This window comes from Lysobacter sp. Hz25, assembly GCF_046097045.1.
GTDB classification, from domain to species: Bacteria; Pseudomonadota; Gammaproteobacteria; order Xanthomonadales; family Xanthomonadaceae; genus Lysobacter; species Lysobacter antibioticus_B.
In genome coordinates this window covers 1965001-1990452 of the sequence record NZ_CP175666.1, presented here as the reverse complement: position 1 = coordinate 1990452, position 25452 = coordinate 1965001, and the positions used below count along the sequence as shown (strand labels likewise).

The following is a 25452-nucleotide window of genomic DNA, read 5'->3' as shown; positions in this document are numbered from 1 at the left end:
GCGAAGCCTTAAGAGGTCTTGCGCTGGCGCCGCTTGCGCAACCGGTACAGCAGGATCAGGGCGAACCCCACCGCGGTGGCGAACCAGGCCGGCGACCAGCGGCCGTCGTCGCGGTCGAGCGAGGCCGCCGCATTCGGCTCGCGCGCAGGCGCGGCGTTCAAGGCCGCGGCGGCGGCTTCGGGCCGCAAACGCCAACTGCCTTCGCGCAATTCCAGCTTGCCTTCCAAGGGCGGCAACCTCAGCTCGCGCCAGCTCACGCGCAGATCGCCGATCTGCGGGTCGAGCGGGTTCTCGGCACTGCCGAGGCCGTCGCCTTCCGGCTGGAAGGTCGCGGCGAGGTTCGCCGGCAGGCGGCTGAAATTCGGACGGAACAAACGCCACTCGCCGACCGCGCGCAGCACGTCGGGGCGGATCGGTTTGCCGTCTAGGGTCGCGGCGTCCGCCCACCAGCGTTTGTTCTCCAGGGGCAGGCGCGAGGGATTGACGTGCCCCGGCGAGAACTTCGAGGAATCGATCGGCGCCGCGTTCCAGACCCGCTCGTAGCCCTCGCCCACCGAACGCCACTGATACATCTCGACCCGCCGATCCAGGCCGAACTCGCGCGTTTCCACGCCGAAGTCGCGATCCAGCAGGCGTTTGCCGCTGCGCGGCTCGCCGAGCGGTTCGCCCGGGTCTTCGGCTTGGGCGAATGCGCTGCCCGCGAACACGCACATCGCCAATAAGGCGATGGCGCACACGACCAGCGCCGCCCGGCGCCGGCGGCCGCTCAGGCAGCCCATGCGGCCAGCGTCCGCGCCTGCAGTTCGGCGACTTCGTGCGCGGTGCCGAACTTGCCCTTCTCGTCGCGCACCACCTGCGCCAACGCGCAGTCGGGGTCGTGGGTGAAGAACAGATGCACGTTGCGCGCGAGCTTGTCGCTGAGGAAGCTCTTCTTCTCGTCGATCAACAGCTCGGCGTTGCGGTCGTAGCCCATGGTGATCGGCACGTGCACCCACGGCCGCCCGGGAATCAGATCGGCGCAGAACACCACGCCGCCGTGCGGCTCGCCACCGACGTTTTCCGGGCCGACGATTTCCGCCAGCATCAGCCCCGGCGTGTGGCCGTCGCTGTAGTGGAAACGCACGCTGTCGCCTAGCAGTCTGGAATGCGCGCCCTCGACCAGTTCGAGCTTGCCGGTGGCTTCGAGCAACCCCGGCAACTCGGGAATGAAACTCGCGCGATCGCGCGCATGCGGGTGAAGCGCGCGTTCGTAATGCTCGCGCCCGACCAGATAGGACGCGTTCGGGAACAACAGGCGCGGCGCCTGCCCTTCGGCCCACGGCGCGAGCAGGCCGCCGGCATGGTCGAAATGCAGATGCGACAGCACCACGACGTCGATGTCCTCGGGCACGAAACCGGCACGCGCCAGCGATTCGAGCAGCACATGACGGTCCTCGACCACGCCGTAGCGTTCGCGCAGCTTGGGCTCGAAGAAGGCGCCGATGCCGGCCTCGAACAGCACGGTCTTGCCGTTGAGCGGGCTGGCGAGCAGAGCCCGGCAAGCCAGGGCGATGCGGTTGTGCTCGTCGGGCGGCGACCACTTGGCCCACATCGCGCGCGGCGCATTGCCGAACATCGCGCCGCCATCGAGTTTCTGCGAGTTGCCGAGGATCGACCAGAGCTTCATGTCTGCACCGCCCGTTACGGGCACTGGCGAAGGATGGCTCGATTTTACTGCGCAAACGCAGGCATCGGGCCGGAATGCGGCGAAGCCGCGGATCGTGGACAGGCGCCGCTCACGCTATGCAGCGGCCGATCATGGGCAGGCGCCGCCACCGCGCCTGCGGCCGTCATTGCGGCGTGGTGACGGTGGCGAAGTGGAAAATGAACTCGCCGTCGCGGCCGTCGCCTGCGACCACGCGCACCGGCGCCAGGGGCCGCTCGGCCAGCAGGGTCGCGCTGCCGCTGGCCGCGGCCTTGCTGATCAGCCCGGACGAGCGTCCGTTGATCTTGACCAGCATTTCCTGCCCAGCCACCAGCACCACCCGCCCCATCGAGGGGTCGGTCGGACGCGGCGCGACGATGCGCTCGGCTTCGCTGTCCAGGTAATCGCGCGACGGCAGCGCGAACAGATCCTGGCCACCGGCGCTGATGTCGAACGACCAGGCCGTGCTGCCGTTGGTGCCGTCGTTGACGACTTCGATCTTTTCCAGGGTCAGCAGCACCGTGTAGCGCGCCGGCGCCTGCGGCGCGGCCGGCTTGACCGGAGCGGTCGCGACCGGCTGCGAGGGCGCGGCCGGTGTCGTCGGCTTGTCCTTGAGCCCGCCGATCTCGCGCACGTTGTTGATCAGGGTGGTCAGGGCCACGAGGAAAGCGACCAGCGCGATCGAGATCGCAGGCACGCGGGTATACCAACGCTTGTCGTTGTCGTCGCTCACTGCCCTGTCCCCTGTCGCTTCGTGCTGACGCCATCCATGCCGCGAAATCTACTGCACCGCACCGCCGTCGCGCCATCGCGGCGGCGGTTTCGCAGGCGCCGCCTCAGGGCTTGTTCGGCTGCACGTCGGCCTGGCCGACCGGATTGCGCGGATCGGTGCCGCCGGACAAGGTGTTGGCGCGCTTGTCCCACATCACCGTCTGCAGGTTGCCCCAGGTCGATTCGCCGGCGTTGACCTTGTGGCCCATGGCCTGGAGCTTGGCGACGGTGGCGGCATCGAGCGCGCCGGCTTCGGCCGAGATCGCGTCCGGCATCCACTGGTGATGGATGCGCGGCTGTGCGGCGACCTGCTGCGGTTGCAGGCCGGCGTCGTAGGCCAGTATCGCCAGCAACACCTGGGTGATGATGCGGCTGCCGCCGGGTGCGCCAACCGCGACCACGCGATCGGGCGACTCCAGGAAACTCGGCGTCATCGAGCTGAGCATGCGCTTGCCCGCTGCCGGCGCGTTGGCCTCGAAGCCCATCACGCCGAACGCGTTCGGCGTGGCCGGGCGCAGTGCGAAGTCGTCCATTTCGTTGTTGAGCAGCACGCCGGTGCCCGGCGCCACCAGGCCCGAGCCGTACAGCAGGTTCACCGTCTGGGTCGCCGAGACACGGTTGCCGTCGCCGTCGATGATCGAGAAATGGGTGGTCTCGTCGTCTTCCAGCGGCGCCGGCTGGCCCGACAGCAGATCGCTCGGCGTGGCCTTCTCGGGATGGATCGTCGCGCGCAGGCCGGCGGCGTAATCGGCGCTGGTCAGCCGCTTGATCGGCATCTTCACGAAATCCGGATCGCCCAGATAAATCGTGCGGTCGCGATAAGCGCGGCGCATGGCTTCGGCGAGGATGTGGGTGCGGTGCGCGGGATCGAGCTTGGACAGGTCCCAGCCCTGCAGCACCTGCAGAATCTCGGCCAAGGCCACACCACCCGAGGACGGCGGCGGCGCGGTGACGATGTCCCAACCGCGGTACTTCAAGCGCAGCGGCTCGCGCTCGCGCACTTTGTAACCGGCCAGTTCCTCGGCGCGCCATTGGCCGCCTTCTTCCTTGACCGAGGCCAACAGCTTGGCGGCGACGTCGCCGCGATAGAAACCGTCGAAGCCTTTCTCGGCCAGCAGTTCCAGGGTGCGCGCCAGATCCGGCTGCTTGAGGGTCTCGCCGGCTTTCGGCGGCGAACCGTCGGCGAGGAAGACCTCGCGGGTGCCGCGATAGCGCTCCATCACTTCACGACGGCTGCCGTAGCCCTTTTCCAGGCGCGGATAGACCTCGAAGCCCTCGCGCGCGATGCGGATCGCCGGCGCCAGCGAAGTCTTCAGCGGCAGCTTTCCGTAGTTCTGCGCCAGGTGCACCAATGCCGCCGGCAGACCGGGAATGCCGGCCGACCACGGGCCGTTGGTGGCGCGGTCGCGGTTGAGCTCGCCCCTGTCGTCCAGATAAGCCTCCGGCGTGGCCGCGGCCGGCGCGGTCTCGCGCGCGTCGACGAAAATGTCGCGCTTGCGCTTGGCGTCGTGCAGCAGGAAGAAACCGCCGCCGCCGATGCCCGAGCTGATCGGCTCGACCACCGACAGGGTCGAGGACACCGCGATCGCGGCGTCGAAGGCGTTGCCGCCGGCACGAACGATTTCCAGGCCGGCCTGGGTGGAGAGCGAATGCGCGCTGGCGATCGCGGTGCCGGGCGGATGCGCGGCCGCGCTGGCCGTCGCGGCGGCGCGCGCGGGCGCGCGGGCACCGCCGTCGGCGCACAACGCGGGCGAGGCGATCAGCAGCAGGGTGGCCATCAAGCAGATGGGAGACTTCAGACCGGCCCGCAGCCGCAACGCCTTGCGCATCGTGTTCACTCCTGCTGTAGACGCCGCAGCTTGTCCAGCAATTGCGGCTCGGTTTCGACGTGGTTGGGGTCCGGGTCGATGCATTCGACCGGACAAACGACCACGCATTGTGGTTCGTCATAGTGCCCGACGCATTCGGTGCAACGCGCCGGATCGATCACATAGATCGTTTCGCCCTGGGAGATGGCCTGATTCGGGCAGGCTGGCTCGCAGACGTCGCAGTTGACGCAGAGTTCGTTGATCTTGAGCGACATGGGCATTGGTCGCCGGCGAGCCGCGGGGTCGCATTGCCGGCATGGTGGTCGCAGTGTAGGGCTTGGGCGTCCGCCGGCATAGCCGAGCGCCGGGATGCTGCGTGTTGCGGGCGTCGCCGCGAGTGTGCCGCAGCCTGCCGCCCGGCCCGACTGCCCGGCCCGGACCGGGACATCCCGGCCCACAAACGATTCGAGCCGCTTGCGCGGCTCGAATCGATGGCTCCGGCCGCGCTGGGCGGTCCGGAACGCCCCGGCCGCGCTAGCGGCCGGGCGGTGAATCACTTGGCTTCGACGAACACGTAGTTGACCGACGATGCCGCCACCGCGGCCTTGACGCGCTCGTTGTCGGCGGCGTCGCCGATGAAGATGAACTTGACGCCCTTCATCGTGGTCGGCTCGACCTTGGCGAACGAAGCGACGACCAGGTCGGCGGTCTTGGCCGAGTTCGGCGAGCCGAACGCCACCAGGTTGCCTTCGAGGATGCCGCGCGACAGGTCGGTCTGCGCCTTTTCGAGCATGCGCTCGTAGTCGCCCTGGAAGGTCGGCGCTTCCGGCGCCGGCAGCACGTAGACGTAGGTGCTGCCGCTGACGCCGTCGAGATTGCGCTGGACGACGTCGGTCAGGTAGGCGTTCCAGGCGTTTTCGTCGCTGGTCTTCGGCGCCGGCAGCGCGGCGGTCTCGGCCGCGGCTTCCTTCTTCTCCTCTTTCTGGCACGCGGCCACGAACGGCAGCGCCAGGCAGGCGATCAGCAGCAGGCGGGAGGAAGTTTTCATCGTTTGCCCCTTGGATGTTTGTTTGGTGGTCAGTGTTTGTTGCGTTGCCACTCGGCCTGCAGCGCGTCGACCACGGCCGGCGGCACGAAGCCGGAAACGTCGCCGCCGAGGCGGGCGATTTCGCGCACCAGCGAGGACGAGATGAAGCCGTACTGCTCGGCCGGGGTCAGGAACAGAGTCTCGACCTCCGGGATCAGGTGCCGGTTCATGCTCGCCAGCTGGAATTCGTATTCGAAGTCGGACACCGCGCGCAGCCCGCGCAGCAGCACGCCGCCGCCGACCTGGGCGACGAAATGCGCCAGCAGCGAGTCGAACCCGCGCACTTCGACGTTGGGCTGGTGGGCGACCGCCTTGCGGGCCAGCTCCACGCGGGTCTTGAGCGGCAACGCCGGCCCTTTGCCCGGGCTCTCCGCCACGCCGATGATCATGCGTTCGAACAACGGGGCGGCGCGGTCTACCAGGTCGATGTGACCGTTGGTGATCGGGTCGAACGTGCCGGGATAGACGGCGATTCGGTTGCGGGCCGAGCTCATTCGATGGTCGTTCGCTGCTGGAATGACGGGGAGCGGGAAGGCCGCCCCCGCCGGATGCGGCGCAGTGTAGCAGCCGCCCGCCGGGCCCGGTCAGGGCGCCAGGCGGCGGTACACGGCGTACCGGACCTCGCGGGTGGCGCCTTCGCGATGCAGCAGCCAGTCGCCGGGCAGGTCGATCGCCGCATCGGCCGGAGATTCGACGTACAGCCAGGCCGAAGGCGCCAGCGTCGGCAACAAGGCCGGCCAGACCGCGCTCCACAAACCGGCCGCGAACGGCGGGTCGACGAAGGCCAGATCGAAGCCCGCTGCGCCCTCGCCCGCCTTCGGCTGCGCCGCCAGCCAGGCCAGGGCATCGGCCTGCGCGACGGCGGCGGCTTCGCCGCCTTGCAGGCGGGCGGTCAGCGCGCGCAGTTCGGCGGCCAGGGCTGGGTCGCGTTCGACCAGCACCGCCGATGCGGCGCCGCGCGACAGCGCTTCCAGGCCGAGCGCGCCGCTACCGGCGAACAGGTCGAGCACGCGCGCGCCCGGCAGCACCGGCATCAGCCAGTTGAACAAGGTCTCGCGCACGCGATCGGAGGTCGGGCGCAGGCCCGGCGCATCGGCCACGGCCAGGCGGGTGCCGCGCCAACGCCCGCCGATGATGCGGACCTTGCCGGTCGGGGCGGCGCTGCGCGAGGCGGCGGAAACGGGACGCGGGCCGCGCTGTGGAGTCTTCATCGGGGGCGCCTGGAGGCCGGTGCTAGCATGTGCACATTCTCGCGCATCCTCGCGCCTTCTCGCCCCCAGCCTCCCGAATGGTCAGTTTTTTTCGCCGCAAGAAACCCGAAACCGTCGGCGGAAGCTCGTCTTCCGAGCGCCGTTTCACCACCGAAGAGCTGGCCGCCGCGTTTCCCAACGCGCGGCCCGAGCCGGCCGCACCGCCGGCCGAAGCGCCCGCAGCGACGCCGGCTACGGTCGAGCCGCCTGCGCCGCAGCCGCCTGCCGCCGCACCGCCTGCCGTCGAGCCGGCTCCCGTCAAGCCGGCTCCCGTAGAGCCAGTAGCCGTCGAGCCGCCGGTGCCGGCCGAAGTGCTGGCCGCAGCGCTCGAAGTCGAGCCGCCCTTGCCCGTGGCGCCCGCCGTTACGACCGGCCTGCCCGCGGCAACACCGGCAGCCGCATCCACCACGGTCATCTCGGTACCGGGCGAATCCGCCCCGGCCGACTACATCGACAAGCCGGCCGCCGCCGCGGGCAAATCCGGCTGGCGCGAGCGTTTGCGCGGCAGCGTGTTCGCGCGCAGCTTCGGCGGCCTGTTCTCGCGCAATCCGCGCCTGGACGACGACCTGCTCGACGAGATCGAAACCGCGCTGATCACCGCCGACGTCGGCGTCACCGCCACCACCCAGCTCGTCGAAAGCCTGCGCAAGCGCATGAAGTCGCGCGAGTTCGCCGACGCCAACGCCCTGCTCGCGGCCCTGCGCGCCGACCTGATCGCGATGCTGCGGCCGGTCGCCAAGCCGCTGGTCATCGACACCCAGGCCAAGCCCTTCGTGGTGCTGACGGTCGGCGTCAACGGCGTCGGCAAGACCACCACCATCGGCAAGTTGGCCAAGCGTTTCCGCGACGAGAACCGCCCGCTGATGCTCGCCGCCGGCGACACCTTCCGCGCCGCCGCGGTCGCGCAGTTGCAGGCCTGGGGCGAACGTAACGGCGTGCCGGTGGTCGCTCAGGGCCAGAACGCCGATGCCGCCTCGGTCGCGTTCGATGCATTGCAGGCGGCCAAGGCGCGCGGCACCCAGGTACTGATCGCCGACACCGCCGGCCGCTTGCACACCCAGCAGGGGCTGATGGCCGAACTCGGCAAGATCCGCCGCGTGCTGGCCAAGGTCGACGTAACCGCGCCGCACGAAGTGCTGATGGTCATCGACGGCACCACCGGCCAGAACGCGCTGTCGCAGTTGCGCCAGTTCCACGCTGCGGTCGGCGTGACCGGCCTGGTGGTGACCAAGCTCGACGGCACCGCCAAGGGCGGCGTGGTGTTCGCGCTAGCGCGCGAGTTCGGCATCCCGATCCGTTTCGCGGGCATCGGCGAACGCCCCGAGGATCTGCGCGTGTTCGATGCCGAGGCCTTCGTCGACGCCCTGCTGCCTGAAGCACTGGGCGGCTGAGGCGCGGCCTCGCCATGCCCGCGACGACCACGGCCGCCCCGGCGCGCCGTTCGCGCAAGCGGATCGCGATCGTCGCGATCGTGCTGCTGGTCGCCGCGCTCGCCCTGCGCTGGGTGTCGCAGCCCAGCCAGGTCAGCGGCATCCTGCTGAGCCAGGTCGGCAAGGCGCTGGGGCTTGAGCTCAGCGCCAGCGGCGCCAGCGAATACCGCTTGCGCGGCACGCCGATGCTGGTGGTGCGCGACCTGGTCGTACGCCAACCCGGCGCGACCGTGCCGCTGCTGCGCGCCGAACGCGTCTATCTCGCCCTGCCGTGGCGCACGATCCGCGCCGCCGGCGCCGTGCTCGACGTGGAACGGGTCGAACTCGATGCGCCGCAACTCGATGTCGCCGCACTGCAACGTTGGCTGGCAACACGCCCGCCGTCGACCGAACCCCTGCGCATGCCGAGCCTGAGCGACGGCCTGCGCATTGTGCGCGGCCGCGTCGTCGGCGTGGGTTGGTCGATCGAGCAGATCTCGTTGTCCTCGCCCGAATTGCACCCGCAGCGGCGGCTGCGGGCGCGCATCGGCGGACGCGTGCTCAGCGATGGCGTGCAGGTTCCGTTCGATCTCGCCGCGACGCTGCAACGTCCCGCGCTGGCGCGTGGGCTCGGCTTATCCGGCGGCGTCAGCGTGCAGGCCAAGGATTGGGCCCTGCCGATGCGGATCCGCCTCGGCGCCCTGTTGCATTCGGGCGACGACGGCCTCGGCCTCGACCGTCTGCGCCTGGGCGCCCACGCGCGCTACCGCGCCGGCGACACCGATCTGCCGTTCGTGTTCGGCCTGGCCGGGCCGCTGCGCTATCGCGATGCCGCCTTGACCCTGGCGCCGCTCGGCGCCGCCTTGCGCGGCAAGGATGCGATCCCGCAGCTCGACGCCAGCGGGCGCTTCGCCTTCGGCGATGGCATGCGACTGCATCTCGACGGCGTGCTGGCGCAATGGCCCGAAGCCTGGCCCACGCTGCCGCCGCCGTTGGGGCAGTCGAAATCGCCGTTGCCGTTCGTGCTCGACTACGACGGCCCGGCCGATTTTTCCGGCGACAGCGCGCTGCGCCTGCAACGCGACCAGACTCGGTTCGATGGCCGCTTCCGCCTGCCGGCGGTATTGGCCTGGGTCGACGCGAGCGCACAAGGCTCGCTGCTGCCGCCGTTGAGCGGCCGCTTGAGCACACCGCGGATCGAAGTGTCCGGCGCCACGCTCGAAGGGGTCGAGATCGAAATCGAACAAGACGACGACGCTGCGACGCCGACGGCGACGACACCGACTGCCGCGCCATCGACGGCCGTGCCATCCCAACCCGCGCCGAAGCCGGCCGCGACTCGCCGGCTCGAATGAAGTCTCCCGCATGAAGTCATCTGCATGAAGTTACTTGCATGAAGCAGCGCGCAACGAAACCACACGCGGGCAAGACCGCAGCAGTGGCCGCAGCCAGCAAGACCGCCGACAGCGCCAACGCCGGCGACGACGCCTACGCCAACCGCCTGTTGGCCTGGTTCGACGTCAGCGGCCGCCACGACCTGCCCTGGCAGCATCCGCGCACGCCGTACCGGGTGTGGCTGTCGGAGATCATGCTGCAGCAGACCCAGGTCAAGACCGCGGCGCCGTTCTTCGAGCGCTTCGTCGATACCTTGCCGACCCTGCCCGCGCTCGCCGCGGCCTCGCTGGATACCGTGCTCGGCCTGTGGTCGGGTCTGGGCTATTACGCTCGCGCACGCAATCTGCACGCGACCGCCAAGCTTTGCGTCGAGCGCCACGGCGGCGACCTGCCGCGCGATATCGATGCCTTGACCGCGCTGCCCGGCATCGGCCGCAGCACCGCCGCGGCGATCCTTTCGCAAGCCTGGGACGACCGCCACGCCATCCTCGACGGCAACGTCAAACGCGTGTTGAGCCGGTATCACGGCATCGCCGGTTATCCGGGCCTGCCGGCGATCGAACGCCAGCTGTGGGCGCTGGCCGAATCGCATCTGCCGCATGCGCGCATGACCGACTACACCCAGGCGCAGATGGACCTCGGCGCGACCCTGTGCACGCGCAGCGATCCGTCCTGCATCCTGTGTCCGCTGCAGCACGATTGCGTCGCGCGCATCGAAGGCCGCATCGCCGAACTGCCGACGCCCAAGCCCGGCAAGGTCGCGCCGCAACGTCATGCGCAGGTGCTGTGGCTGCTCGACCGCAACAACCGGGTGCTGCTGCAGCGCCGTCCGCCCGCGGGCATCTGGGCCTCGCTGTGGACCCTGCCTCAAAGCGACGACGAGGACGGCGCGGCGCAATGGTTCGCCGCGCACGTCAGCGGCGAGTTCGCCGACGGCGAGGAACTGGCGCCGATCGCGCACGCCTTCAGCCATTACAAGCTGGAACTGCAGCCGCGGCGCTGGCGCCCGGTCGCCTTGCGCAACGGCGTGCGCGACAATGACGACCTGCGCTGGTTCGAACGCGCCGAACTCGCCGCCCTTGGCATTCCGGCGCCGATCCGCAAACTGATCGAATCGTTGTGACGCCGCGCCGATGCGGGCGACCGCAGCGGCGCTTCCCCATTCCATTACCGTCCAGGACTTTCCCCATGAGCCGCACCGTTTTCTGCGAGTACGAACAACGCGAGGCCGAAGGCCTGGATTTCGTGCCCTGGCCCGGCGAGTTGGGCAAGCGCGTGTTCGCTCATGTCGGCAAGCCGGCCTGGGCCGCATGGCTCGCGCACCAGACCATGCTGATCAACGAGAACCGGCTGTCGCCGCTCGACCCCAAGCACCGCGCTTTCCTCGAAGGCGAAATGGAGAAATTCCTGTTCGGCGGTGGCGCGGCCAAGCCGGACGGCTATGTGCCCGAGGCCTGATCCGCATCAGGAAGCCCGTCACGATTCCGGCCTCGCAGCCGTGGCCTGCGTCGCAGCGATGCGCCGGTTTCGTGTAGAACCGGGGGACTCCGGCTTATCCGGAGCCCACAGGCACAAGGGAGAGTCCTGATGTTCCAGTCGAAGAAGCAGCTCAAGAAGAAGTCGCTGTTCCTGCTCGCCGCCGGCATGCTCGTCTCGCTGGCCGCCATGGCCCTGCCGCACGCCGGCCCGGGCGAGAGCTACACCTTCACGTTCTACTCCGACGCATCGCGCACGGTCGAAGTCGGCGGTCGTTCCTATGGCTACTGCGGCGAGCCCTTCCAGTGGGGCCGCATGACCTCGTACTCGACTTACTACAAGACCACCTGCCACCCGCTGCCCTGATCGGCCGCCTCGGCCGCCCACTGCGCGAATCACAGACCGGTCCAGCCCGCCGCGAGCGGGCTGGATTCGCTACGCGCCGCGCACGGGCCTCAAGGAGAACTCCGATGTCCGCAACCAGCAAACCGCTGAAGAAGAAGCTGTCGTTGTTCCTGCTCGCTGCCGGCATGGTCGTGTCGCTGGCCGCCGTCGCACTGCCCTATCCCGGCCCCGGCGAGGGTTATGTCTTCACCTACTACTCCGACGCGACCCGCACGGTCGAAGTCGGCGGCATGGGCTACGGCCATTGCGGCGAGCCCTTCCAGTGGGGCGAACGCACCCGCTACTTCACCTATGCCAAGAGCACCTGCGGCTGGGAGCCCTGAGTCGATCCGCTCGGCGCATCGACACCGTGTTGATCCGCGACACGACGAAGCCCACCGCATGCGGTGGGCTTCGTCATTGTGGCGACGCGATCAATGACCGCCGTCGATGCCGAACGCAGGCGGATACACCACTTCGCCCGCTTCGCCGCTCAGAGCGCCCTCGACCAGTTCCAGCGCCATGAACGACTCGCCCGCGAACGGCGCCGCGAGTTTGCTCGCCAGGGCCGCGGAAAAACCGAAGCGCGGGTAGTAAGCGGCATGGCCGAGCACTACGACGGCCTCGCAACCCAACCTCGCCGAGCGCGCGAGCCCTTCGCGGATCAGCATCGAGCCCACTCCACGCCGCTGGTATGGCGGCAGCACCGATACCGGAGCGAGACAGAGCGCGTCGACGATACGACCGTCGACGACGACATGCAGGGTGGTGAACAGCACGTGCCCCACCACTCGCTCGCCGTCGATGGCGACCAGGGACAGCCGGACCAATCCGTCCGCGCGCAGGCGTTCGATCAGTTCGGCTTCGTCGTGGCCTGCGAAGGCCGCGCGGGTGACGGCATCGATGCCGGCATGATGCTTGGTGTTTTCCAGTTCGATTTGCATGGTGTTCTCCTGCCCGCACGCGGGCTCGTGGCGACAGACGCGACTGAACATCAGCAGGCTCAACATGTCGGCCTCCGATCCCCGTGTCGCAGGCGCGCTATCCGTTGCCGTTGCATGCTGCGCGATGCCCGCAACCCGTTGCAGGGTTTCGAGCACGGCCGCGCAGGCAGGACCGAAGTCCTGCAGCATGGCGGGCGCGCGCAGGAGGCGTCGCGGCAAACGATGGCGATGGCGATGGCGATGGCGATGAAGTCCGCGCCGACGGCGCGGCGATGGTGGAAGGCTCCACCTTGAGCGGACGCGCACAGCGCGCGCCGCATTCTTTGCGAAGTAGTCATGTCTGATGTCGGTTGCAGCCGAAACGGACGCGGCGGCGCGCATTCGCTTTGCGCGAACGGCGAACGAACTCGACGCGTCTACCCACCTTCGCGAAGCGAAGGGTTTAGCGGGTGGCTACACTCTCAGACATGTTGTCCCTCTGGGCCCGCCGGATAGCGGTGATACGGGGACGCGCACCGTAGTGTGCGAACCGCGCGGATGTCAAATCGCGCACATCAGCGCGGCAAGGATCGCGCGTCGTCCCAGCCCCCTTCGTTCGCTGCCGGCCGACCTCGGCACCGAATGCCGTCGGCCGTGCTTGCGTCCTACAGCGCGGGTTTCCGGCAGCCCCCGATCGAGCGAGACCCGAGCGGTTCGCCGCGGGCCTTTGGGGCTCTGAACCCCCCTCATGGTCAGAAACTGACCATCAGCGGCATGTTTGCGGGCTCGCAATAAGGGATTTACGCGGTCAGCGGTCCGCTCCTGGGACCGATATGAAAACGATTTCCTATAAAACTGTGATGAATGGCACATTTTTTGCGACCTACATAACATTAGCGGCGCCCCAGCTCGAACGCGCGCCCGAAGCCTCGCAAGGATCGTTCACGAATGTTGGCAAAACTCTGGATCCCCCTGTGCCTGCTCGCTCTCTCGGCGGTCGGTATCGGCACCGCGCATGCCCAGGCGGGCATCGGCGTCCAAGCCGGGGCCTTGCCGACCGGCACCATCGGCACCAATAAAGGCGACGTCGGCTCGGGCGCCCTGCAGTGCCAGGCGGGCACGATCGTCCGCGGCGGCTATCACCGCGACAAGTCGATGAGCGCCGGAATCAGCTCGACCCGCGGCATGACCAATCGCGTGGGCCTGTACTGCGGCGGCATCACCACCAACGGCGTTACCGTCAGCGTGGTCAATCGCAATCCGAACGGCACGCCGGATGTGCTGTCGGGCACCTACGCCGAGCCCGGCACCGAGGTCACCAACTACTGCCCGTCCAATCAACTGGTACACCAGTTCGGCGGCTGGGACCGCGAATGGTCGAGCGGCCAATACCCGCCGTGGTCCTCCTCGTTGAACCTGGTCTGCCGCCCGCTCACGCTCGACGCCAACTCCTGGGTCCGCATGACCACCGGCGCCTCGACCAGCGTCGAAGTCGGCGTGCGCGAGACCATGGCCGGTCAACCCGCCCACGTCGCGCGCGGGCCGTTCTGCAGCAACACCTCGACCACGCTGGTATCGGGCCTGTACATGCAGGCCGGCGGTGAAGGCTACGATGGCATCAATGTGTATTGCGGCACCCTGTTGCAGGCACGCCACTCGGCGATCCTGAGTTTCACCGATTTCGCCTGGAACCAGACCCGCGGCGGCAGCGGTTGGCTGGTCAACCTGACCCAGGGCGCAACCTTGCTCGACAACGGCGCCGGAACCACCGGCGCCGGGCGCACCCCGCATGCCAATGCCGCCGCCAACCTCAGCACCGTGCAGACCGCGAGCGAGATCTACGTGCTGCCTGGCAGCAACTACCGCGCAGCGATCAGCCAGCGGCCGGGCGGCATCGCCGCCAATACCTTCGTCACCAGCGGCAGCTGCCTGACCGGCATCGCCTTGCTCAACGAGCAAGACCAATCCTGCACGCTCGACGTCACCGGTTTGCCCGACATCGCGGTGACGCTGACGACCCCGGCGCCGGCCTACAGCAACTACGGCCAGTTGCAGAACATCGTCCTGACCGCGACCAACCTCGGCCCAGGCGCGACCGACGGCAACGATGGTTTCACCGTGGTCGCGACCCTGCCGGCCGGCTGGACCGCCGGCACCTTGCCGGCCAACTGCACCGCCAATGGCGCCAACACCATCGTCACCTGTGCGCTCAACCCGACCCCGCTCGCGGCCGCGGCATCGCCCGGCGCCAACGGCGGCACGGTCAGCTTCACGATCCCGGTCACGGTCAACTCGCCGACGGTCAGTGGCACCTACACCGCCAACGCCGCGCTCGGCCGCAGCGTGCCCGACGGCGACGGCGACCCGACCAACAACGACTTCAATACGGCCAACGACACCGCCAGCGGCCCCTTGGTGTTCCAGAAGCAACCGATCCTGCGCCTGCGCAAAACGCTGCCGCTGGGCCGCTTCGTCGATGCCGACCAGTTCACGCTGAGCATCGCCGGCACCGGTGGCCCGGCCACGGCGACGACCACCGGCACCGGCAACACCGCGACCGGCGAGGCCTTGCTCACGACCGGCAGCATCGGCTCGGCCTACACCTTGTCCGAAACCGGCGCCGCCGCTGCGAACCTGGCCAACTACACGACCAGCTATACCTGCACCAACGCCCGCGCCGGCGGACAAACGCCGAGCGGCAACGGCAGCAGCTTCAGCCTCACGCCGGTGGCCGGCGACGACCTGACCTGCACGCTGTCCAACACGCGCGCGCCGCTTGCCGACCTGACGATCACCAAGACCAATACCCCGGGCTCCGGCCCCAACGATCAGAGCGGCGACACCGTAGCCCGCGGCGCGACGACCCTCTATTCGATCGTGGTTACCAACAACGGGCCCGACGCGGTCACCGGCGCGATCCTGCGCGACCCCATCGCGAGCCGTAGCAACTTGAATTGCACGACCCCGCCGACCTGCAGCGGCAGCGCGTGCCCGGCGACACCGATCAGCCTGGCGACGCTGGACACCGGGGTGACCCTCGGCGCCTTGGCGAACGGCGCCAGCATTACGGTGAGCTTGAGCTGCACAGTGAACTGAGGCGGCGAACTGCGGCCAGAGACGAAAGGCGAAGCGCCGCGACCTTCCGCTTTTCGCCTTGTGCTTTTTGCTTTTCGCTGCTTGCTTTTCGCTTCTTGCTTTTCGCGTTTCGCGTTTCGCGTTTCGTCTCTGCGCCTTCGGCCAGCGACAGCGACAGCGACAGCGACAGCGATGATGCGCCCCACAGCGGGGGCGTCTACCGCAAGTGAATCCAGCACGCAGGCGTCGAGCGCCCCGAAGAACGTGGCGTGCCGCTGGCGCGCAAGCCGCCACGGCCTTTCGAGCACTCGCCGTCATGTTGCTGGCGGGCCTTCGTTCCCTGAAGGCCCTTGCCGTGTGGAAACAACTACCGAGGGAGGGCCACACGTTGCCAGCCTGGCCAGCTTGGCGGTTCGGCCCGGTGCGCGCAGTCGGCGGGCACCGCACCGAAGTGTCGGATTTCCCCTACCCGCCGCAAGGGCAAGGCCATCGTCGCTACAGGCCGAATTTTTGAACAAACACCTCTCCTCGCGGCCGTCGGCGAATCATGCCGCGGTCGCGGCAGGACAGAACGGTCGAATCCGATTGGACGGCGCACGAGGCGGGTTCTCGTGGCCCCTGTCCGGCGTCATGGGCGGCCGATCAGCGATACGAGGATCATCAACAGGCCGATGATCAACAAAAGGTAGAAGTAGCGATCGACACGAGTGCGATAAGACTCCGCGGTATCCCGCAGTTTCTTCGCATTGTCTGCATCGCCTGCGTCCTCGTGAGCGTCGGCGATAGAATCGAAACCCGATGCACCGCCACGACCGAAGAAAAATCTGAGGATCACGGCGAAAACGATCATGGCTACGCCGCCGCCGAGAAATTCTTCGAACATCCCGCGTCCAATCCTTTAGCCGATCGGCGCATCTTGAGCCGTTCGACTTATCGAAAGTTCGTCGTGCGACCGTTGCCGGCCACCGCCGGGGCGGCCGAACGATCTCTGCGGGTGCGCTCAGGTCTGCGCGATGAAACATCCGGACGGGCGGGACACGCCGGGCATCGGCCAACACGCCTTGATGGAATCTGGCGGCTTACGGTCGTGAGTCGGTGTTCGCTGTCGGCACTGTCGCCGAAGCAGCCGGCGAAAGGGGCTGCGCGCATCTAAAAAATCGTCGCGATCGACGCCGGCACCGGCATCGCCGCGCCACAAAAACCAAGGGCCTAGCGCGAACGCTAAGCCCTTGATGCAAATGGTGGCCGGGGAGGGAATCGAACCCCCGACACGGGGATTTTCAATCCCCTGCTCTACCAACTGAGCTACCCGGCCGTTCTTTCACGGTGCGCCGTGAGAGGAGCGGGATGATACGGATGCCGATGGAATCTGGCAAGCCTCATCGGCACTGAACGACTCGCGCGCCCGATGCGACGCTCCGCCACGGCCGGCGCATCATGTCGGTCTAGCCCGCAATGGCGGCCCGCGCCGCCGAGGAGTGGATCATGAAACGCCTCGTTCCGGCCGCTCTCGCCCTGCTCTTGCTGAGCGCCTGCGCTAGCAATCCCAAGATGGACGATGCGCAGCGCCTGGCGCTGTATCGCGCGCACGCCGCCGCGCCTGTCGACAGCTTCCAGTACTTCGGCCGCATCGACGGCTGGACCCCGCTCGGCGACAGCGCGCTCGCGGTGTGGACCAAGCCCAACCAGGCCTATCTGCTCGAACTGCAGGGACGTTGCCCCGACCTAGACTTCGCCTCGGCGATCAGCGTGAGCAACCAGATGGGCCGCGTGCATTCGCGCTTCGACAAGGTCACCGTGCTCGGCCGACAGTCGATCAAGATGCCCTGTTTCATCGGCCGCATCCTTCCGCTCGACGTCAAGGCCATCAAGCAGGCGCAGCGCGACATGCGCGAAGCCGGGACGATGCCGGAAGATCCTAAGCCCTAAGCTCTGAAGTCGGCGGACGCGCGGTTTCGCATCGCGCTTGGGCGGCGCTATCGATGGACATCGCCACGAGCGGGCGCATGCGCCGCGACGATCGCGCCCTCGCGCAAGCAGCCGATCAGGGCCGGACCGTTGCGAACCGGCGCTTGCGCTCGACAGCCTCAGCGGCGCGGCGCGCACCCCCGCGGCAAGCCGCGGGCCGCCGGATCGCCTCGTCGTCTTCGGCCGAGACGGCCTGCGCCGGAGCGTGACCGGGGTCAGAAAAATCCTACACGGCGCCGCGCGGTCGACCTACTGCGCCGAACCGCGCCTCGGTCCAATCTGTACTCGCCCCGGCAGCACGGTCGATGCGATGACACGGATGCCGCTCAGCAACGGATTAAGGCCGTCACCTTGAGCAGGTGAGCCAGCGGAGTCGGGGCTACTCTTTGCAAGTGTTGGGGAAGTGGGCATGCACGGCGAAACGGAGTTCGCACCGAGGGCCAGGACGGCCAATCGGTTTGTGCCGCGTGGTCTACGTGGGATTCGTGCATGAAGGCAGCATCGGTGGTCCAGGACATGCTCCACGAGCTGCCTCGCTATCTCCTCGTACTGGCCGCCGTCTCGGTGCTGGCTTTGCTGGCCCAGGCGGCGGCGCCTTCTTCCCCGCTTCCCCCCTCGCCCCTGGCCTCGCCCGATCCCTCGCCCAAGCTCTCGCCGCTGGCGGGTGGCCGCGACGCGCGCCCGGCGCCGAATTCCCAATCCTCGCTCGCCCATCGGGGCGACAGGCTGCGCGCAACGGCGGGCCAGCCCCTCGAACCGGCCGCAACCGCATCGTCCGCGCACGGCGACTCCCGCGCAGCCCGCTGAGCCCCGGCGCCGGGCTTTACCGCAGCGCTCCGCCGGCATTCCGTCCGCCGGCACCACCACCCTGACGACGCCACCATTCGCCGTAGTATCCTCGCCGTTCTCATCACGACGGAGCGGCGGCATGAAAGCAGGGTCCTGGATGCGTCTGTTCGGGCTGGCGCTCGCCGCCGCCTTGCTCGCCAGTTGCGGCGGCGGACAGGTCCGCCGCGTCTCCGAACCCGCCGCCCGCATCCAGCAACTGACCGTGCGCGCCAACGGCAGCTGGGCGGTCGAGGTGCGGATCGAGAACTTCAGCAGCATCCCGATGCGCTTCGACCGTTTCGACCTGCAGCTCAAGCTCGGCGAGGACATCGCCGGCCAGCTCCAGGCCCAGCCGGCGGTTTCGATCGGCCCGGAATCGGCCGACGTGGTCACCGTCAATCTGACCCCATCCGGCGCGGCCAAGATCGCCATCGCCGACGCCCTGTCCGGCGGCCGCAGCCTGGCCTACAGCCTCAAGGGCGACATCGCCGCCACCCCCGACGAAGCCAAGCAACGCATCTTCACCATCGAGCGCAGCAGCGCGCTGAGCCCGGCGCCGGGCTTGCCCGGGGTGATGCGTTAAAGCCGGGATTTGGGAGTGGGGATTCGGGATTGGCGAAGGCGTATAGCGCAGCCCCTTTCCGCATCGTCACTCCGACCGGCTCAGCTGTTGCGAATCCCGAATCCCCATTCCCGAATCCCGGACCATCATGAGCACCTATAAAGCCCCCCTCGCCGACATGCGTTTCGTCCTGTTCGACGTCCTCGGCGCCGAAGCGCAGTTCCAACGCCTGGGTTACACCGACGCCACCCGCGACGTGCTCGACGCCGTGCTCGAGGAAGGCGCGCGCTTCAACGAAACCGTGCTCGCTCCGCTCAACGCCATCGGCGACCAGATCGGCTGCAGCCACGACAAGGCCACCGGCGCGGTCACCACGCCGCCGGGCTTCAAGCAGGCCTATACCCAGTTCGTCGAAGGCGGCTGGTCCGGCCTCACCGCCGAAATCAAGTTCGGCGGCCAGGGCCTGCCGCACGCGGCCGGCGTGCCGCTCAAGGAAATGATCGACGCGGCCAACCTGGCCTGGGGCAATTTCCCCCTGCTCTCGCACGGCGCCACCGAAGCCTTGCTGCACCACGGCGAGGAATGGCAGCAGGAAGTCTTCCTCAAGCCGCTGGTCGAAGGCCGCTGGACCGGCACCATGTGCCTGACCGAGCCGCACTGCGGCACCGACCTGGGCCTGCTCAAGACCAAGGCCGAACCGCAGGCCGACGGCAGCTATTCGATCAGCGGCACCAAGATCTTCATCACCGCCGGCGAGCACGACCTCACCGACAACATCATCCACCTGGTGCTGGCGCGCCTGCCCGACGCACCTGCCGGCAGCAAGGGCATTTCCTTGTTCATCGTGCCGAAGATCAAGGTCGCGCGCGACGGCAGCATCGGCGAGGCCAACGCGGTGCGTTGCGGCAGCCTCGAACACAAGATGGGCATCCACGGTTCGGCCACCTGCGTGATGAATTTCGACGGCGCCCAGGGCTATCTGATCGGCCAGCCGCACAAGGGCCTGATGGCGATGTTCACCATGATGAATACCGCCCGCCTCGCTGTCGGCCTGCAAGGCCTGGGCCTGTCCGACCGCGCCCTGCAGAACGCGTTGCGCTACTCGCGCGACCGCCTGCAGATGCGTGCGCTGTCGGGCGCGAAGTTTCCGGAGCTGCCGGCCGACCCGATCATCGTCCACCCCGACGTGCGCCGCATGCTGCTGACCTGCAAGGCGCTGGTGGAAGGCGGCCGGGTGATGGGTTACGACGCCGCACTGCAGGTCGACATCGCCCATGCCAGCGGCGACGAGAAAGAACGCGCCGAAGCCGATGCGCTGATCGGCTTCATGACCCCGATCGTCAAGGCCTGCCTCACCGAGTGGGGCGTGGAATGCACCTACCACGCGCTGCAGTGCTTCGGCGGCCACGGCTATATCGCCGAGCACGGCATGGAACAGCTCGCCCGCGATGCCCGCATCACCACCTTGTACGAAGGCACCACCGGCATCCAGGCGCTCGACCTGCTCGGCCGCAAGGTCATGCAGTTGCAGGGCGCCGGCCTGCGCGTGATGCTCGAGAAGATCGAACGCTTCTGCGCCGACAACGAAGGCAATGCCGCCGTCGCCGAATTCATCGGCCCGCTGCGCGCCAAGGCCGGCGAATGGCAGCAGCTGACGATGGCCGTCGGCAAGCGCGCCGCCGCCAATCCCGACGAGGTCGGCGCGGCCGCCTACGACTACCTGATGTACTCGGGCTATGTCTCGCTGGCCTACTGGTGGGCGCGCAGCGTCGCCGCGAGCGAGGCCTCCTCGCAGTCGGCGCGCTTCAAGACCGGCAAGCGCGAAACCGCGCGCTTCTACTTCGCCCGCCTGTTGCCGCGCAGCCAGGCCCACGCGATCGCCATCGGCGCCAGCGTCGAGACCCTCACCGGCCTGGACGCGGAAGCGTTCGACGTCTGAGGCGTCGCCCCGACGATGCGGTTCCGCCGGCCAGCTCCGGCGGAACCGTAGTTTCTACGGCATTCGATCCAGACCAGGCCGCCCCTTCGGACCGGGCGCGCGCCCCTTCCCCATCGCAACTACCAAAATCGTCATCAAACGGGTATAAGCTGGATTCCCGATGGAGACCGATAGAGCGAAGATCCGCCTGGTCCGAACCGGAACCCACGCTGAAATGCTTCAGCGTGAGCCGGATGCCACCGGCGTCTCCGATCCTTACTCGCCTTGGGCCGGTCCCCGCGCGGTTCCGCGCAACGCTCTCGAACGACTCAACTCCGTGCGGCTGCTGTCGCTCGATGCGCATGGCCGCGTGCTCGACTGGATGAACTGGCAGGAAGCCAGTTGCCTGTACGTGCGCGGCGCGGTCGCCTGGACCTTGGGCGATCCCTGCCTGGAAGTGCACGGCGGCACCAACCGCCTGACCGGCGAACGCAGCGTGCTCGAACTGCATCCGATCGTGGCCGCGCGCGGCCACGCCCGCCCGAGCGCGCTCGACCCGACCCCGGCCCTGACCAACGCCGCGCTGTTCGCGCGCGACAGCCACCTGTGCATGTACTGCGGCCACGACTTCCATCGCCCGCACCTGACCCGCGACCACGTCGTGCCGGTGTCCAAGGGCGGTCGCGACATCTGGGAGAACGTGGTCGCGGCCTGCTTCCAGTGCAACTCGCGCAAGGGCAACCGCACCCCACAGCAGGCCAGCATGCCGCTGCTCGCGGTGCCGTACCGCCCGAGCTGGGTCGAGCATCTGATCCTGTCCAACCGCAACATCCTGGCCGACCAGATGACGTTCCTGAAAAACCAACTGCCGAAGAACGCCCGCCTGAATGCATGAAGGCGTGAAACTCGTCGCAGTATTGAGGCGACAACCCCGGCCCAGGTGCCGAATAAGGGTCATAAACGACGTATAGCGCGCGTTGACGACAATCCAGTCGTCCCGGACACTCGTCGCAATCGATTTCGTGGACACCTCACAGATGCCTTTGACCCTCGGTCTGACCGGCATGGACCCGGCGACGGAGTCCGCCTTGCAGACGGCCTTCAAGGTCGCCAATGCCCAACTCGGCGGTCACTGGACTCTGCTGCCCGAACAACAGGCACACTTCGTCGTCGTCGACATGGACAGCATGTACGGCCCGATGAGTTGGCTGCGCCTGCATGCGACCGGCAAGTCGGTGATCGCCCTGACCGCGGCCCAACGCACCCAGGCCGATTTCCTGTTGTCGCATCCCTTCACCAGCGATTCGATCTCCAAGCTGCTCGGTGAGATCGCCTTGCAGTCCGGCCAGGCCCTGCCGACGCCCGCTCCGGCACCCGCACCGGCGACGGTCGAGATCCCGAAACAGCCCCTGACCGACCCGACCGCGGCCCTGCCCGAGGTCGTCGTCGAACTGCTGCAGACCGACCGCGCCCAAGCCAACGCGGCGGCGGCCAAGGCGGCGGCGCAGCAAGCGGCACCCGCACCGGTCGCGGCGAACGCACCTGCGCCGGCGGAACCCGCTCAGGCGCCCACGCCGATTCCTGCCGTGGCTCCGGCGGCCGCACCGGCGCCAGTGACCGACGCAATCAGCATCGCCGCAAGCGCCATGCCTGCGACCCCGCTCGCCCCGACCGGCCCAACCATCACCGCTCGCGGCGACGGCTTGCTCGACTGGCTGGTGCCCGGCCGCCTGCGCGGCCTGTTGCGCGTGGTCCAGGGCAACGAGCGCCTGTTGATCGACGCCGATCAGCGCAAGTACCACGGCCCGGCCGCACTCAAGCCGCTGGCCGACTGGTTCGATCGCGGTTTCGCCGCCTCCGATTTCGAAGTCGTGCCGGCCGCGCAGTGGGAAGCCGCCGCGGCCGAACTCGGCGCCTCGATGCCGCTGACGCGCCTGGTCTGGTTCGGCAACCTGCTCGCCGGCCAGGGTCGCCTCGCCCCGGGCTACGACCCGCAGCGCCGCTACCGCATGACCAAGTGGCCGCAGACCGAGCGCGAATATCCCAAGCACTTCCGCATCGCCACGGTGATGATGAAGGCGCTCGCGACCGTGGCCGAGATCGCCGAAGCCAGCGGCGTCACCGAAGCCGAAGTCGCCGATTTCATCAACGCCAGCCTCGCCACCGGTTTCGCCGAGCCCGAGGGCGACCCGACTCCGGTCGAGCCGGCCAAGTCCAGCGGCGGCCTGTTCGGGCGTTTGCGCGGCCGCTGAGCCGCGCCTGCGGCAATCCGCCGCGACCATCCGGTTTTCCCCGGCGCGGCGCCTTGCCGCGCCTACTGTCTGAACATGAAACGGCCGGACTTCTTGCTCGCCTCACGCGGGGGCGGGACAATGGCCGACTAGCTGAAGACAGATGGTCGTAATGATCGATTCGCAGCGCTACCCGCGTCTTTCCCGTATTCAGGTCCCCGCCGACCTGCGCCGGTTCCCCGAAGAGGAGCTCCCGGCGATCGCCGAGGAACTGCGCGCCTACCTGATCGAACAAGTCGCGCTGGTGGGCGGCCATTTCGGCGCCGGGCTCGGCGTGATCGAGCTCACCGTGGCCTTGCACTGGCTGTACGAAACCCCGGTCGACCGACTGGTGTGGGACGTCGGCCACCAGTGCTACCCGCACAAGATCCTTACCGGCCGTCGCGACGAGATCCACACCGTCAAGCAGAAGGATGGCGTGGCGCCGTTTCCGAAGCGTGACGAATCCGACTACGACACCTTCGGCGTCGGCCACAGTTCGACCTCGATCTCGGCCGCGCTCGGCATGGCGCTCGCGCTGCAGCACGCCGGCGACGAGCGCAAGGTCGTGGCGGTGATCGGCGACGGCGCGATGACCGCCGGCATGGCCTTCGAGGCGCTGGCCCACGCCGGCGGCCTGGAAGATCCCGAGCCGAACATGCTGGTGATCCTCAACGACAACCAGATGTCGATCTCCGAGAACGTCGGCGGCGTCACCAAGATGCTCGGCCGCCTGACCAGCAGCCGCACCCTCAACGCGATCCGCGAAGGCGGCAAGAAGCTGCTCGGCGACAAGCGCAAGCCGGCCGCGAAGTTCGTGCGCCGCTGGGAAGAGCACTGGAAGGGCATGTTCGTGCCCTCGACCTTCTTCGAGGAAGTCGGCTTCCACTACACCGGCCCGATCGACGGCCACGACCTGCCCGCGCTGCTGCACGCGATGAAGACGCTCAAGGGCCTCAAGGGCCCGCAGCTGCTGCACATCATCACCACCAAGGGCAAGGGCTACGAACTCGCCGAGGACGACCAGATCGGCTATCACGCGGTCGGACCGTTCGACCCCGAGAAGGGCCTGATCAGCAAGCCCGGCGCGAAGAAGCCGAGCTATACCGATATTTTTAGCGAGTGGCTGTGCGACATGGCCGCCGCCGACGAACGCCTGCTCGGCATCACCCCGGCGATGCGCGAAGGCTCCGGCCTGGTGCGCTTCAGCAAGGAATACCCGAAGCGATACTTCGACGTCGCCATCGCCGAACAGCACGCGGTGACCCTGGCCGCCGGCATGGCCTGCGAAGGCGCCAAGCCGGTGGTGGCGATCTACTCCACCTTCCTGCAGCGCGGCTACGACCAACTCGTGCACGACGTCGCCATCCAGAACCTCGACGTGCTGTTCGCGATTGACCGCGGCGGCGTGGTCGGGCCGGACGGCGCGACCCACGCCGGCAACCTCGACCTGTCCTACCTGCGCTGCGTGCCGAACATGGTGGTGATGGCGCCGGCCGACGAAGACGAGTGCCGCAAGATGCTCAGCACCGGGCATCGTTACGAAGGCCCGGCGGCGGTGCGTTATCCGCGCGGCACCGGCCCCGGCGTGGCGATCCAGCCGAGCCTCGACACCTTGCCGATCGGCAAGGCCGACTTGCGCCGCAGCGGCTCGCGCGTCGCCCTGCTCGCGTTCGGCGCGATCGTGCCCGCGGCCGAACAGATCGGCGCCGAACTCGGCCTGACCGTGGTCAACATGCGCTTCGTCAAACCGCTCGACCGCGCCCTGATCCTGGAACTGGCCAAGACCCACGAAGGCTTCGTCACCCTCGAGGACAACGTCGTCGCCGGCGGCGCCGGCAGCGGCGTGGCCGAGTTGCTCGCGGCCGAGGGCATCGTCCTGCCGATCCTGCACCTGGGCCTGCCCGACGAATTCCAGCACCACGCCAGCCGCGAGCAACTGCTGGCCGAAGCGGGACTGGATGCGGCCTCGATCCGCGCCTCGATCCTGCGCCGCTGGCCGCAGGTGAGCGCGGCGCCGGTGCAGACGGCGATCGGGTGATCGGTCGGATGCAGGTCGCGTCGGGGCATCTCGCCACGCGCCTGCTGCTGGGGGGCTGCATCTTGGCGTGCAGCTCTTCGGCCATAGCCGCCGTTTCGGACTACGACCACCTGATTGCGCGCGTATCCCATTCCTGCGATGCGCCCTTCGAGCTTGAGATCACCCTGACCAATCCGGGCAAGTCCGAAGTCAGCCTGCTAAGAATGAGTCTGCCTTGGCATGAGGACCACCGTCACCTTCGTATCGAGGGATACGAAACGCCGAGAGGACGTCCCGCCATACCGTTGAAGGAGTTCGCCGCCATTGCGGACCGATATGGAGCGGTGCCCATTCCTGCCGGAAGATCGATTTCGGGGCGCCTGGACCTGCGGCGCAGTTTCATGCACGAAGACACGACGGAGCTCGGCAAAACACCGACATTTTTCAAGATCGATTTTCCGAAACCGAGGCGCTACCCAGGCACACCTCGCTTGAAAGATCGTGTTTACAACGTAGTCGTAAACGGACCTTCGTTCGAACTCTACGTTCCGAAGCAGGATTGGCCAGGCGCCCCGTGCCCCGTCTTTACCGTCGTGACGCCAGCTCCGACGAAGTAGCCGACAA

At 68.1% G+C, this 25452-nt stretch carries 25 protein-coding genes and 1 tRNA gene; 15 read left to right on the top strand and 11 right to left on the bottom strand.

What is annotated here, in order from left to right:
- Positions 1 to 8: 8 nt before the first annotated feature.
- The 8 genes from ACKN61_RS08380 to rsmD all read right to left on the bottom strand — a co-directional run bounded on the left by ACKN61_RS08380 (position 9) and on the right by rsmD (position 6561).
- Complete coding sequence (locus tag ACKN61_RS08380) at positions 9 to 779, bottom strand: TMEM43 family protein (RefSeq protein ID WP_408953093.1); 771 nt, start codon at positions 777 to 779, stop codon at positions 9 to 11.
- On the bottom strand, positions 767 to 1666 hold the full coding sequence (locus tag ACKN61_RS08375) for an MBL fold metallo-hydrolase (RefSeq protein WP_408953092.1): 900 nt from the start codon (positions 1664 to 1666) through the stop codon (positions 767 to 769). Before ACKN61_RS08375 ends, ACKN61_RS08380 begins: the two co-directional genes overlap by 13 nt.
- Positions 1667 to 1829: 163 nt before the next feature.
- Entirely contained in the window at positions 1830 to 2417 is a 588-nt protein-coding gene (locus ACKN61_RS08370) for a hypothetical protein (RefSeq protein ID WP_408953091.1), read from the bottom strand.
- A gap of 103 nt (positions 2418 to 2520) precedes the next feature.
- The gene (ggt, locus tag ACKN61_RS08365) at positions 2521 to 4233 is read right to left on the bottom strand and encodes a gamma-glutamyltransferase (protein WP_408953778.1); all 1713 of its coding nucleotides are present in this window, start codon (positions 4231 to 4233) and stop codon (positions 2521 to 2523) included.
- Positions 4234 to 4289: 56 nt separating this feature from the next.
- Positions 4290 to 4538: a YfhL family 4Fe-4S dicluster ferredoxin gene (locus ACKN61_RS08360; protein ID WP_031372928.1), complete on the bottom strand. Its 249-nt coding sequence runs from the start codon at positions 4536 to 4538 to the stop codon at positions 4290 to 4292.
- A 278-nt stretch (positions 4539 to 4816) separates the two neighbouring features.
- Positions 4817 to 5311 (bottom strand): hypothetical protein, encoded by a 495-nt coding sequence (locus ACKN61_RS08355; protein ID WP_408953090.1) that lies wholly within the window; start codon positions 5309 to 5311, stop codon positions 4817 to 4819.
- 29 nt (positions 5312 to 5340) lie between these two features.
- Positions 5341 to 5844, bottom strand: a complete 504-nt coding sequence (gene coaD, locus ACKN61_RS08350) for a pantetheine-phosphate adenylyltransferase (protein ID WP_031372926.1) — start codon at positions 5842 to 5844, stop codon at positions 5341 to 5343.
- Positions 5845 to 5934: 90 nt separating this feature from the next.
- On the bottom strand, positions 5935 to 6561 hold the full coding sequence (gene rsmD, locus ACKN61_RS08345; protein WP_408953089.1) for a 16S rRNA (guanine(966)-N(2))-methyltransferase RsmD: 627 nt from the start codon (positions 6559 to 6561) through the stop codon (positions 5935 to 5937).
- A gap of 77 nt (positions 6562 to 6638) precedes the next feature.
- Here rsmD and ftsY point away from each other — a divergent pair, with 77 nt between their 5' ends.
- The 6 genes from ftsY (at position 6639) to ACKN61_RS08315 (ending at position 11608) form a co-directional block, all read left to right on the top strand.
- Positions 6639 to 7991 carry a signal recognition particle-docking protein FtsY gene (ftsY, locus tag ACKN61_RS08340; RefSeq protein ID WP_408953088.1) on the top strand — a complete coding sequence of 451 codons (1353 nt, stop codon included), beginning with the start codon at positions 6639 to 6641 and terminating at the stop codon, positions 7989 to 7991.
- A 14-nt stretch (positions 7992 to 8005) separates the two neighbouring features.
- Entirely contained in the window at positions 8006 to 9364 is a 1359-nt protein-coding gene (locus tag ACKN61_RS08335; protein WP_408953087.1) for a hypothetical protein, read from the top strand.
- Between the two features lie 38 nt (positions 9365 to 9402).
- Complete coding sequence (mutY, locus tag ACKN61_RS08330) at positions 9403 to 10527, top strand: A/G-specific adenine glycosylase (RefSeq protein ID WP_408953086.1); 1125 nt, start codon at positions 9403 to 9405, stop codon at positions 10525 to 10527.
- A 65-nt stretch (positions 10528 to 10592) separates the two neighbouring features.
- The gene (locus ACKN61_RS08325; RefSeq protein ID WP_031372921.1) at positions 10593 to 10862 is read left to right on the top strand and encodes an oxidative damage protection protein; all 270 of its coding nucleotides are present in this window, start codon (positions 10593 to 10595) and stop codon (positions 10860 to 10862) included.
- Between the two features lie 129 nt (positions 10863 to 10991).
- Entirely contained in the window at positions 10992 to 11246 is a 255-nt protein-coding gene (locus tag ACKN61_RS08320; RefSeq protein ID WP_031372920.1) for a hypothetical protein, read from the top strand.
- 104 nt (positions 11247 to 11350) lie between these two features.
- The gene (locus tag ACKN61_RS08315) at positions 11351 to 11608 is read left to right on the top strand and encodes a DUF6289 family protein (protein ID WP_408953085.1); all 258 of its coding nucleotides are present in this window, start codon (positions 11351 to 11353) and stop codon (positions 11606 to 11608) included.
- A 90-nt stretch (positions 11609 to 11698) separates the two neighbouring features.
- Here ACKN61_RS08315 and ACKN61_RS08310 read toward each other — a convergent pair whose 3' ends face one another.
- Complete coding sequence (locus ACKN61_RS08310; protein ID WP_408953084.1) at positions 11699 to 12397, bottom strand: GNAT family N-acetyltransferase; 699 nt, start codon at positions 12395 to 12397, stop codon at positions 11699 to 11701.
- A gap of 738 nt (positions 12398 to 13135) precedes the next feature.
- Here ACKN61_RS08310 and ACKN61_RS08305 point away from each other — a divergent pair.
- Positions 13136 to 15283: a hypothetical protein gene (locus ACKN61_RS08305; protein WP_408953083.1), complete on the top strand. Its 2148-nt coding sequence runs from the start codon at positions 13136 to 13138 to the stop codon at positions 15281 to 15283.
- A 607-nt stretch (positions 15284 to 15890) separates the two neighbouring features.
- Here the strand turns inward: ACKN61_RS08305 and ACKN61_RS08300 are convergent.
- The gene (locus ACKN61_RS08300) at positions 15891 to 16145 is read right to left on the bottom strand and encodes a hypothetical protein (RefSeq protein ID WP_408953082.1); all 255 of its coding nucleotides are present in this window, start codon (positions 16143 to 16145) and stop codon (positions 15891 to 15893) included.
- 356 nt (positions 16146 to 16501) lie between these two features.
- Positions 16502 to 16577 (bottom strand) — tRNA-Phe (locus tag ACKN61_RS08295).
- Positions 16578 to 16747: 170 nt separating this feature from the next.
- Between ACKN61_RS08295 and ACKN61_RS08290 the strand changes: the two genes are divergently transcribed.
- From ACKN61_RS08290 to ACKN61_RS08255, 8 genes are all read left to right on the top strand, one after another.
- Complete coding sequence (locus ACKN61_RS08290; RefSeq protein WP_057919981.1) at positions 16748 to 17191, top strand: DUF6491 family protein; 444 nt, start codon at positions 16748 to 16750, stop codon at positions 17189 to 17191.
- A 528-nt stretch (positions 17192 to 17719) separates the two neighbouring features.
- Positions 17720 to 18037 carry a hypothetical protein gene (locus tag ACKN61_RS08285; protein ID WP_408953081.1) on the top strand — a complete coding sequence of 106 codons (318 nt, stop codon included), beginning with the start codon at positions 17720 to 17722 and terminating at the stop codon, positions 18035 to 18037.
- Positions 18038 to 18158: 121 nt separating this feature from the next.
- Complete coding sequence (locus ACKN61_RS08280) at positions 18159 to 18641, top strand: LEA type 2 family protein (protein WP_408953080.1); 483 nt, start codon at positions 18159 to 18161, stop codon at positions 18639 to 18641.
- 127 nt (positions 18642 to 18768) lie between these two features.
- A complete protein-coding gene (locus ACKN61_RS08275; RefSeq protein WP_408953079.1) occupies positions 18769 to 20559 on the top strand; it encodes an acyl-CoA dehydrogenase C-terminal domain-containing protein in 1791 nt (596 codons plus the stop codon).
- 361 nt (positions 20560 to 20920) lie between these two features.
- Entirely contained in the window at positions 20921 to 21433 is a 513-nt protein-coding gene (locus tag ACKN61_RS08270) for an HNH endonuclease (RefSeq protein ID WP_408953777.1), read from the top strand.
- Between the two features lie 127 nt (positions 21434 to 21560).
- Positions 21561 to 22790, top strand: a complete 1230-nt coding sequence (locus ACKN61_RS08265) for a hypothetical protein (RefSeq protein WP_408953078.1) — start codon at positions 21561 to 21563, stop codon at positions 22788 to 22790.
- Between the two features lie 151 nt (positions 22791 to 22941).
- Entirely contained in the window at positions 22942 to 24849 is a 1908-nt protein-coding gene (gene dxs, locus ACKN61_RS08260; protein ID WP_408953077.1) for a 1-deoxy-D-xylulose-5-phosphate synthase, read from the top strand.
- A gap of 8 nt (positions 24850 to 24857) precedes the next feature.
- Positions 24858 to 25445 (top strand): hypothetical protein, encoded by a 588-nt coding sequence (locus ACKN61_RS08255; RefSeq protein ID WP_408953076.1) that lies wholly within the window; start codon positions 24858 to 24860, stop codon positions 25443 to 25445.
- The last annotated feature ends 7 nt before the right edge of the window (positions 25446 to 25452 follow it).

What these genes read in the sequence shown, in the direction of transcription:
- ACKN61_RS08380 (WP_408953093.1), bottom strand. Translation starts at nt 779, where the DNA reads ATGGGCTGCCTGAGCGGCCGCCGGCGCCGGGCGGCGCTGGTCGTGTGC.
- ACKN61_RS08375 (WP_408953092.1), bottom strand. Translation starts at nt 1,666, where the DNA reads ATGAAGCTCTGGTCGATCCTCGGCAACTCGCAGAAACTCGATGGCGGC.
- ggt (WP_408953778.1), bottom strand. Translation starts at nt 4,233, where the DNA reads ATGGCCACCCTGCTGCTGATCGCCTCGCCCGCGTTGTGCGCCGACGGC.
- ACKN61_RS08360 (WP_031372928.1), bottom strand. Translation starts at nt 4,538, where the DNA reads ATGTCGCTCAAGATCAACGAACTCTGCGTCAACTGCGACGTCTGCGAG.
- ACKN61_RS08355 (WP_408953090.1), bottom strand. Translation starts at nt 5,311, where the DNA reads ATGAAAACTTCCTCCCGCCTGCTGCTGATCGCCTGCCTGGCGCTGCCG.
- coaD (WP_031372926.1), bottom strand. Translation starts at nt 5,844, where the DNA reads ATGAGCTCGGCCCGCAACCGAATCGCCGTCTATCCCGGCACGTTCGAC.
- rsmD (WP_408953089.1), bottom strand. Translation starts at nt 6,561, where the DNA reads ATGAAGACTCCACAGCGCGGCCCGCGTCCCGTTTCCGCCGCCTCGCGC.
- ftsY (WP_408953088.1), top strand. Translation starts at nt 6,639, where the DNA reads ATGGTCAGTTTTTTTCGCCGCAAGAAACCCGAAACCGTCGGCGGAAGC.
- ACKN61_RS08335 (WP_408953087.1), top strand. Translation starts at nt 8,006, where the DNA reads ATGCCCGCGACGACCACGGCCGCCCCGGCGCGCCGTTCGCGCAAGCGG.
- mutY (WP_408953086.1), top strand. Translation starts at nt 9,403, where the DNA reads ATGAAGCAGCGCGCAACGAAACCACACGCGGGCAAGACCGCAGCAGTG.
- ACKN61_RS08325 (WP_031372921.1), top strand. Translation starts at nt 10,593, where the DNA reads ATGAGCCGCACCGTTTTCTGCGAGTACGAACAACGCGAGGCCGAAGGC.
- ACKN61_RS08320 (WP_031372920.1), top strand. Translation starts at nt 10,992, where the DNA reads ATGTTCCAGTCGAAGAAGCAGCTCAAGAAGAAGTCGCTGTTCCTGCTC.
- ACKN61_RS08315 (WP_408953085.1), top strand. Translation starts at nt 11,351, where the DNA reads ATGTCCGCAACCAGCAAACCGCTGAAGAAGAAGCTGTCGTTGTTCCTG.
- ACKN61_RS08310 (WP_408953084.1), bottom strand. Translation starts at nt 12,397, where the DNA reads ATGCTGCAGGACTTCGGTCCTGCCTGCGCGGCCGTGCTCGAAACCCTG.
- ACKN61_RS08305 (WP_408953083.1), top strand. Translation starts at nt 13,136, where the DNA reads ATGTTGGCAAAACTCTGGATCCCCCTGTGCCTGCTCGCTCTCTCGGCG.
- ACKN61_RS08300 (WP_408953082.1), bottom strand. Translation starts at nt 16,145, where the DNA reads ATGTTCGAAGAATTTCTCGGCGGCGGCGTAGCCATGATCGTTTTCGCC.
- ACKN61_RS08290 (WP_057919981.1), top strand. Translation starts at nt 16,748, where the DNA reads ATGAAACGCCTCGTTCCGGCCGCTCTCGCCCTGCTCTTGCTGAGCGCC.
- ACKN61_RS08285 (WP_408953081.1), top strand. Translation starts at nt 17,720, where the DNA reads ATGAAGGCAGCATCGGTGGTCCAGGACATGCTCCACGAGCTGCCTCGC.
- ACKN61_RS08280 (WP_408953080.1), top strand. Translation starts at nt 18,159, where the DNA reads ATGAAAGCAGGGTCCTGGATGCGTCTGTTCGGGCTGGCGCTCGCCGCC.
- ACKN61_RS08275 (WP_408953079.1), top strand. Translation starts at nt 18,769, where the DNA reads ATGAGCACCTATAAAGCCCCCCTCGCCGACATGCGTTTCGTCCTGTTC.
- ACKN61_RS08270 (WP_408953777.1), top strand. Translation starts at nt 20,921, where the DNA reads ATGAACTGGCAGGAAGCCAGTTGCCTGTACGTGCGCGGCGCGGTCGCC.
- dxs (WP_408953077.1), top strand. Translation starts at nt 22,942, where the DNA reads ATGATCGATTCGCAGCGCTACCCGCGTCTTTCCCGTATTCAGGTCCCC.
- ACKN61_RS08255 (WP_408953076.1), top strand. Translation starts at nt 24,858, where the DNA reads ATGCAGGTCGCGTCGGGGCATCTCGCCACGCGCCTGCTGCTGGGGGGC.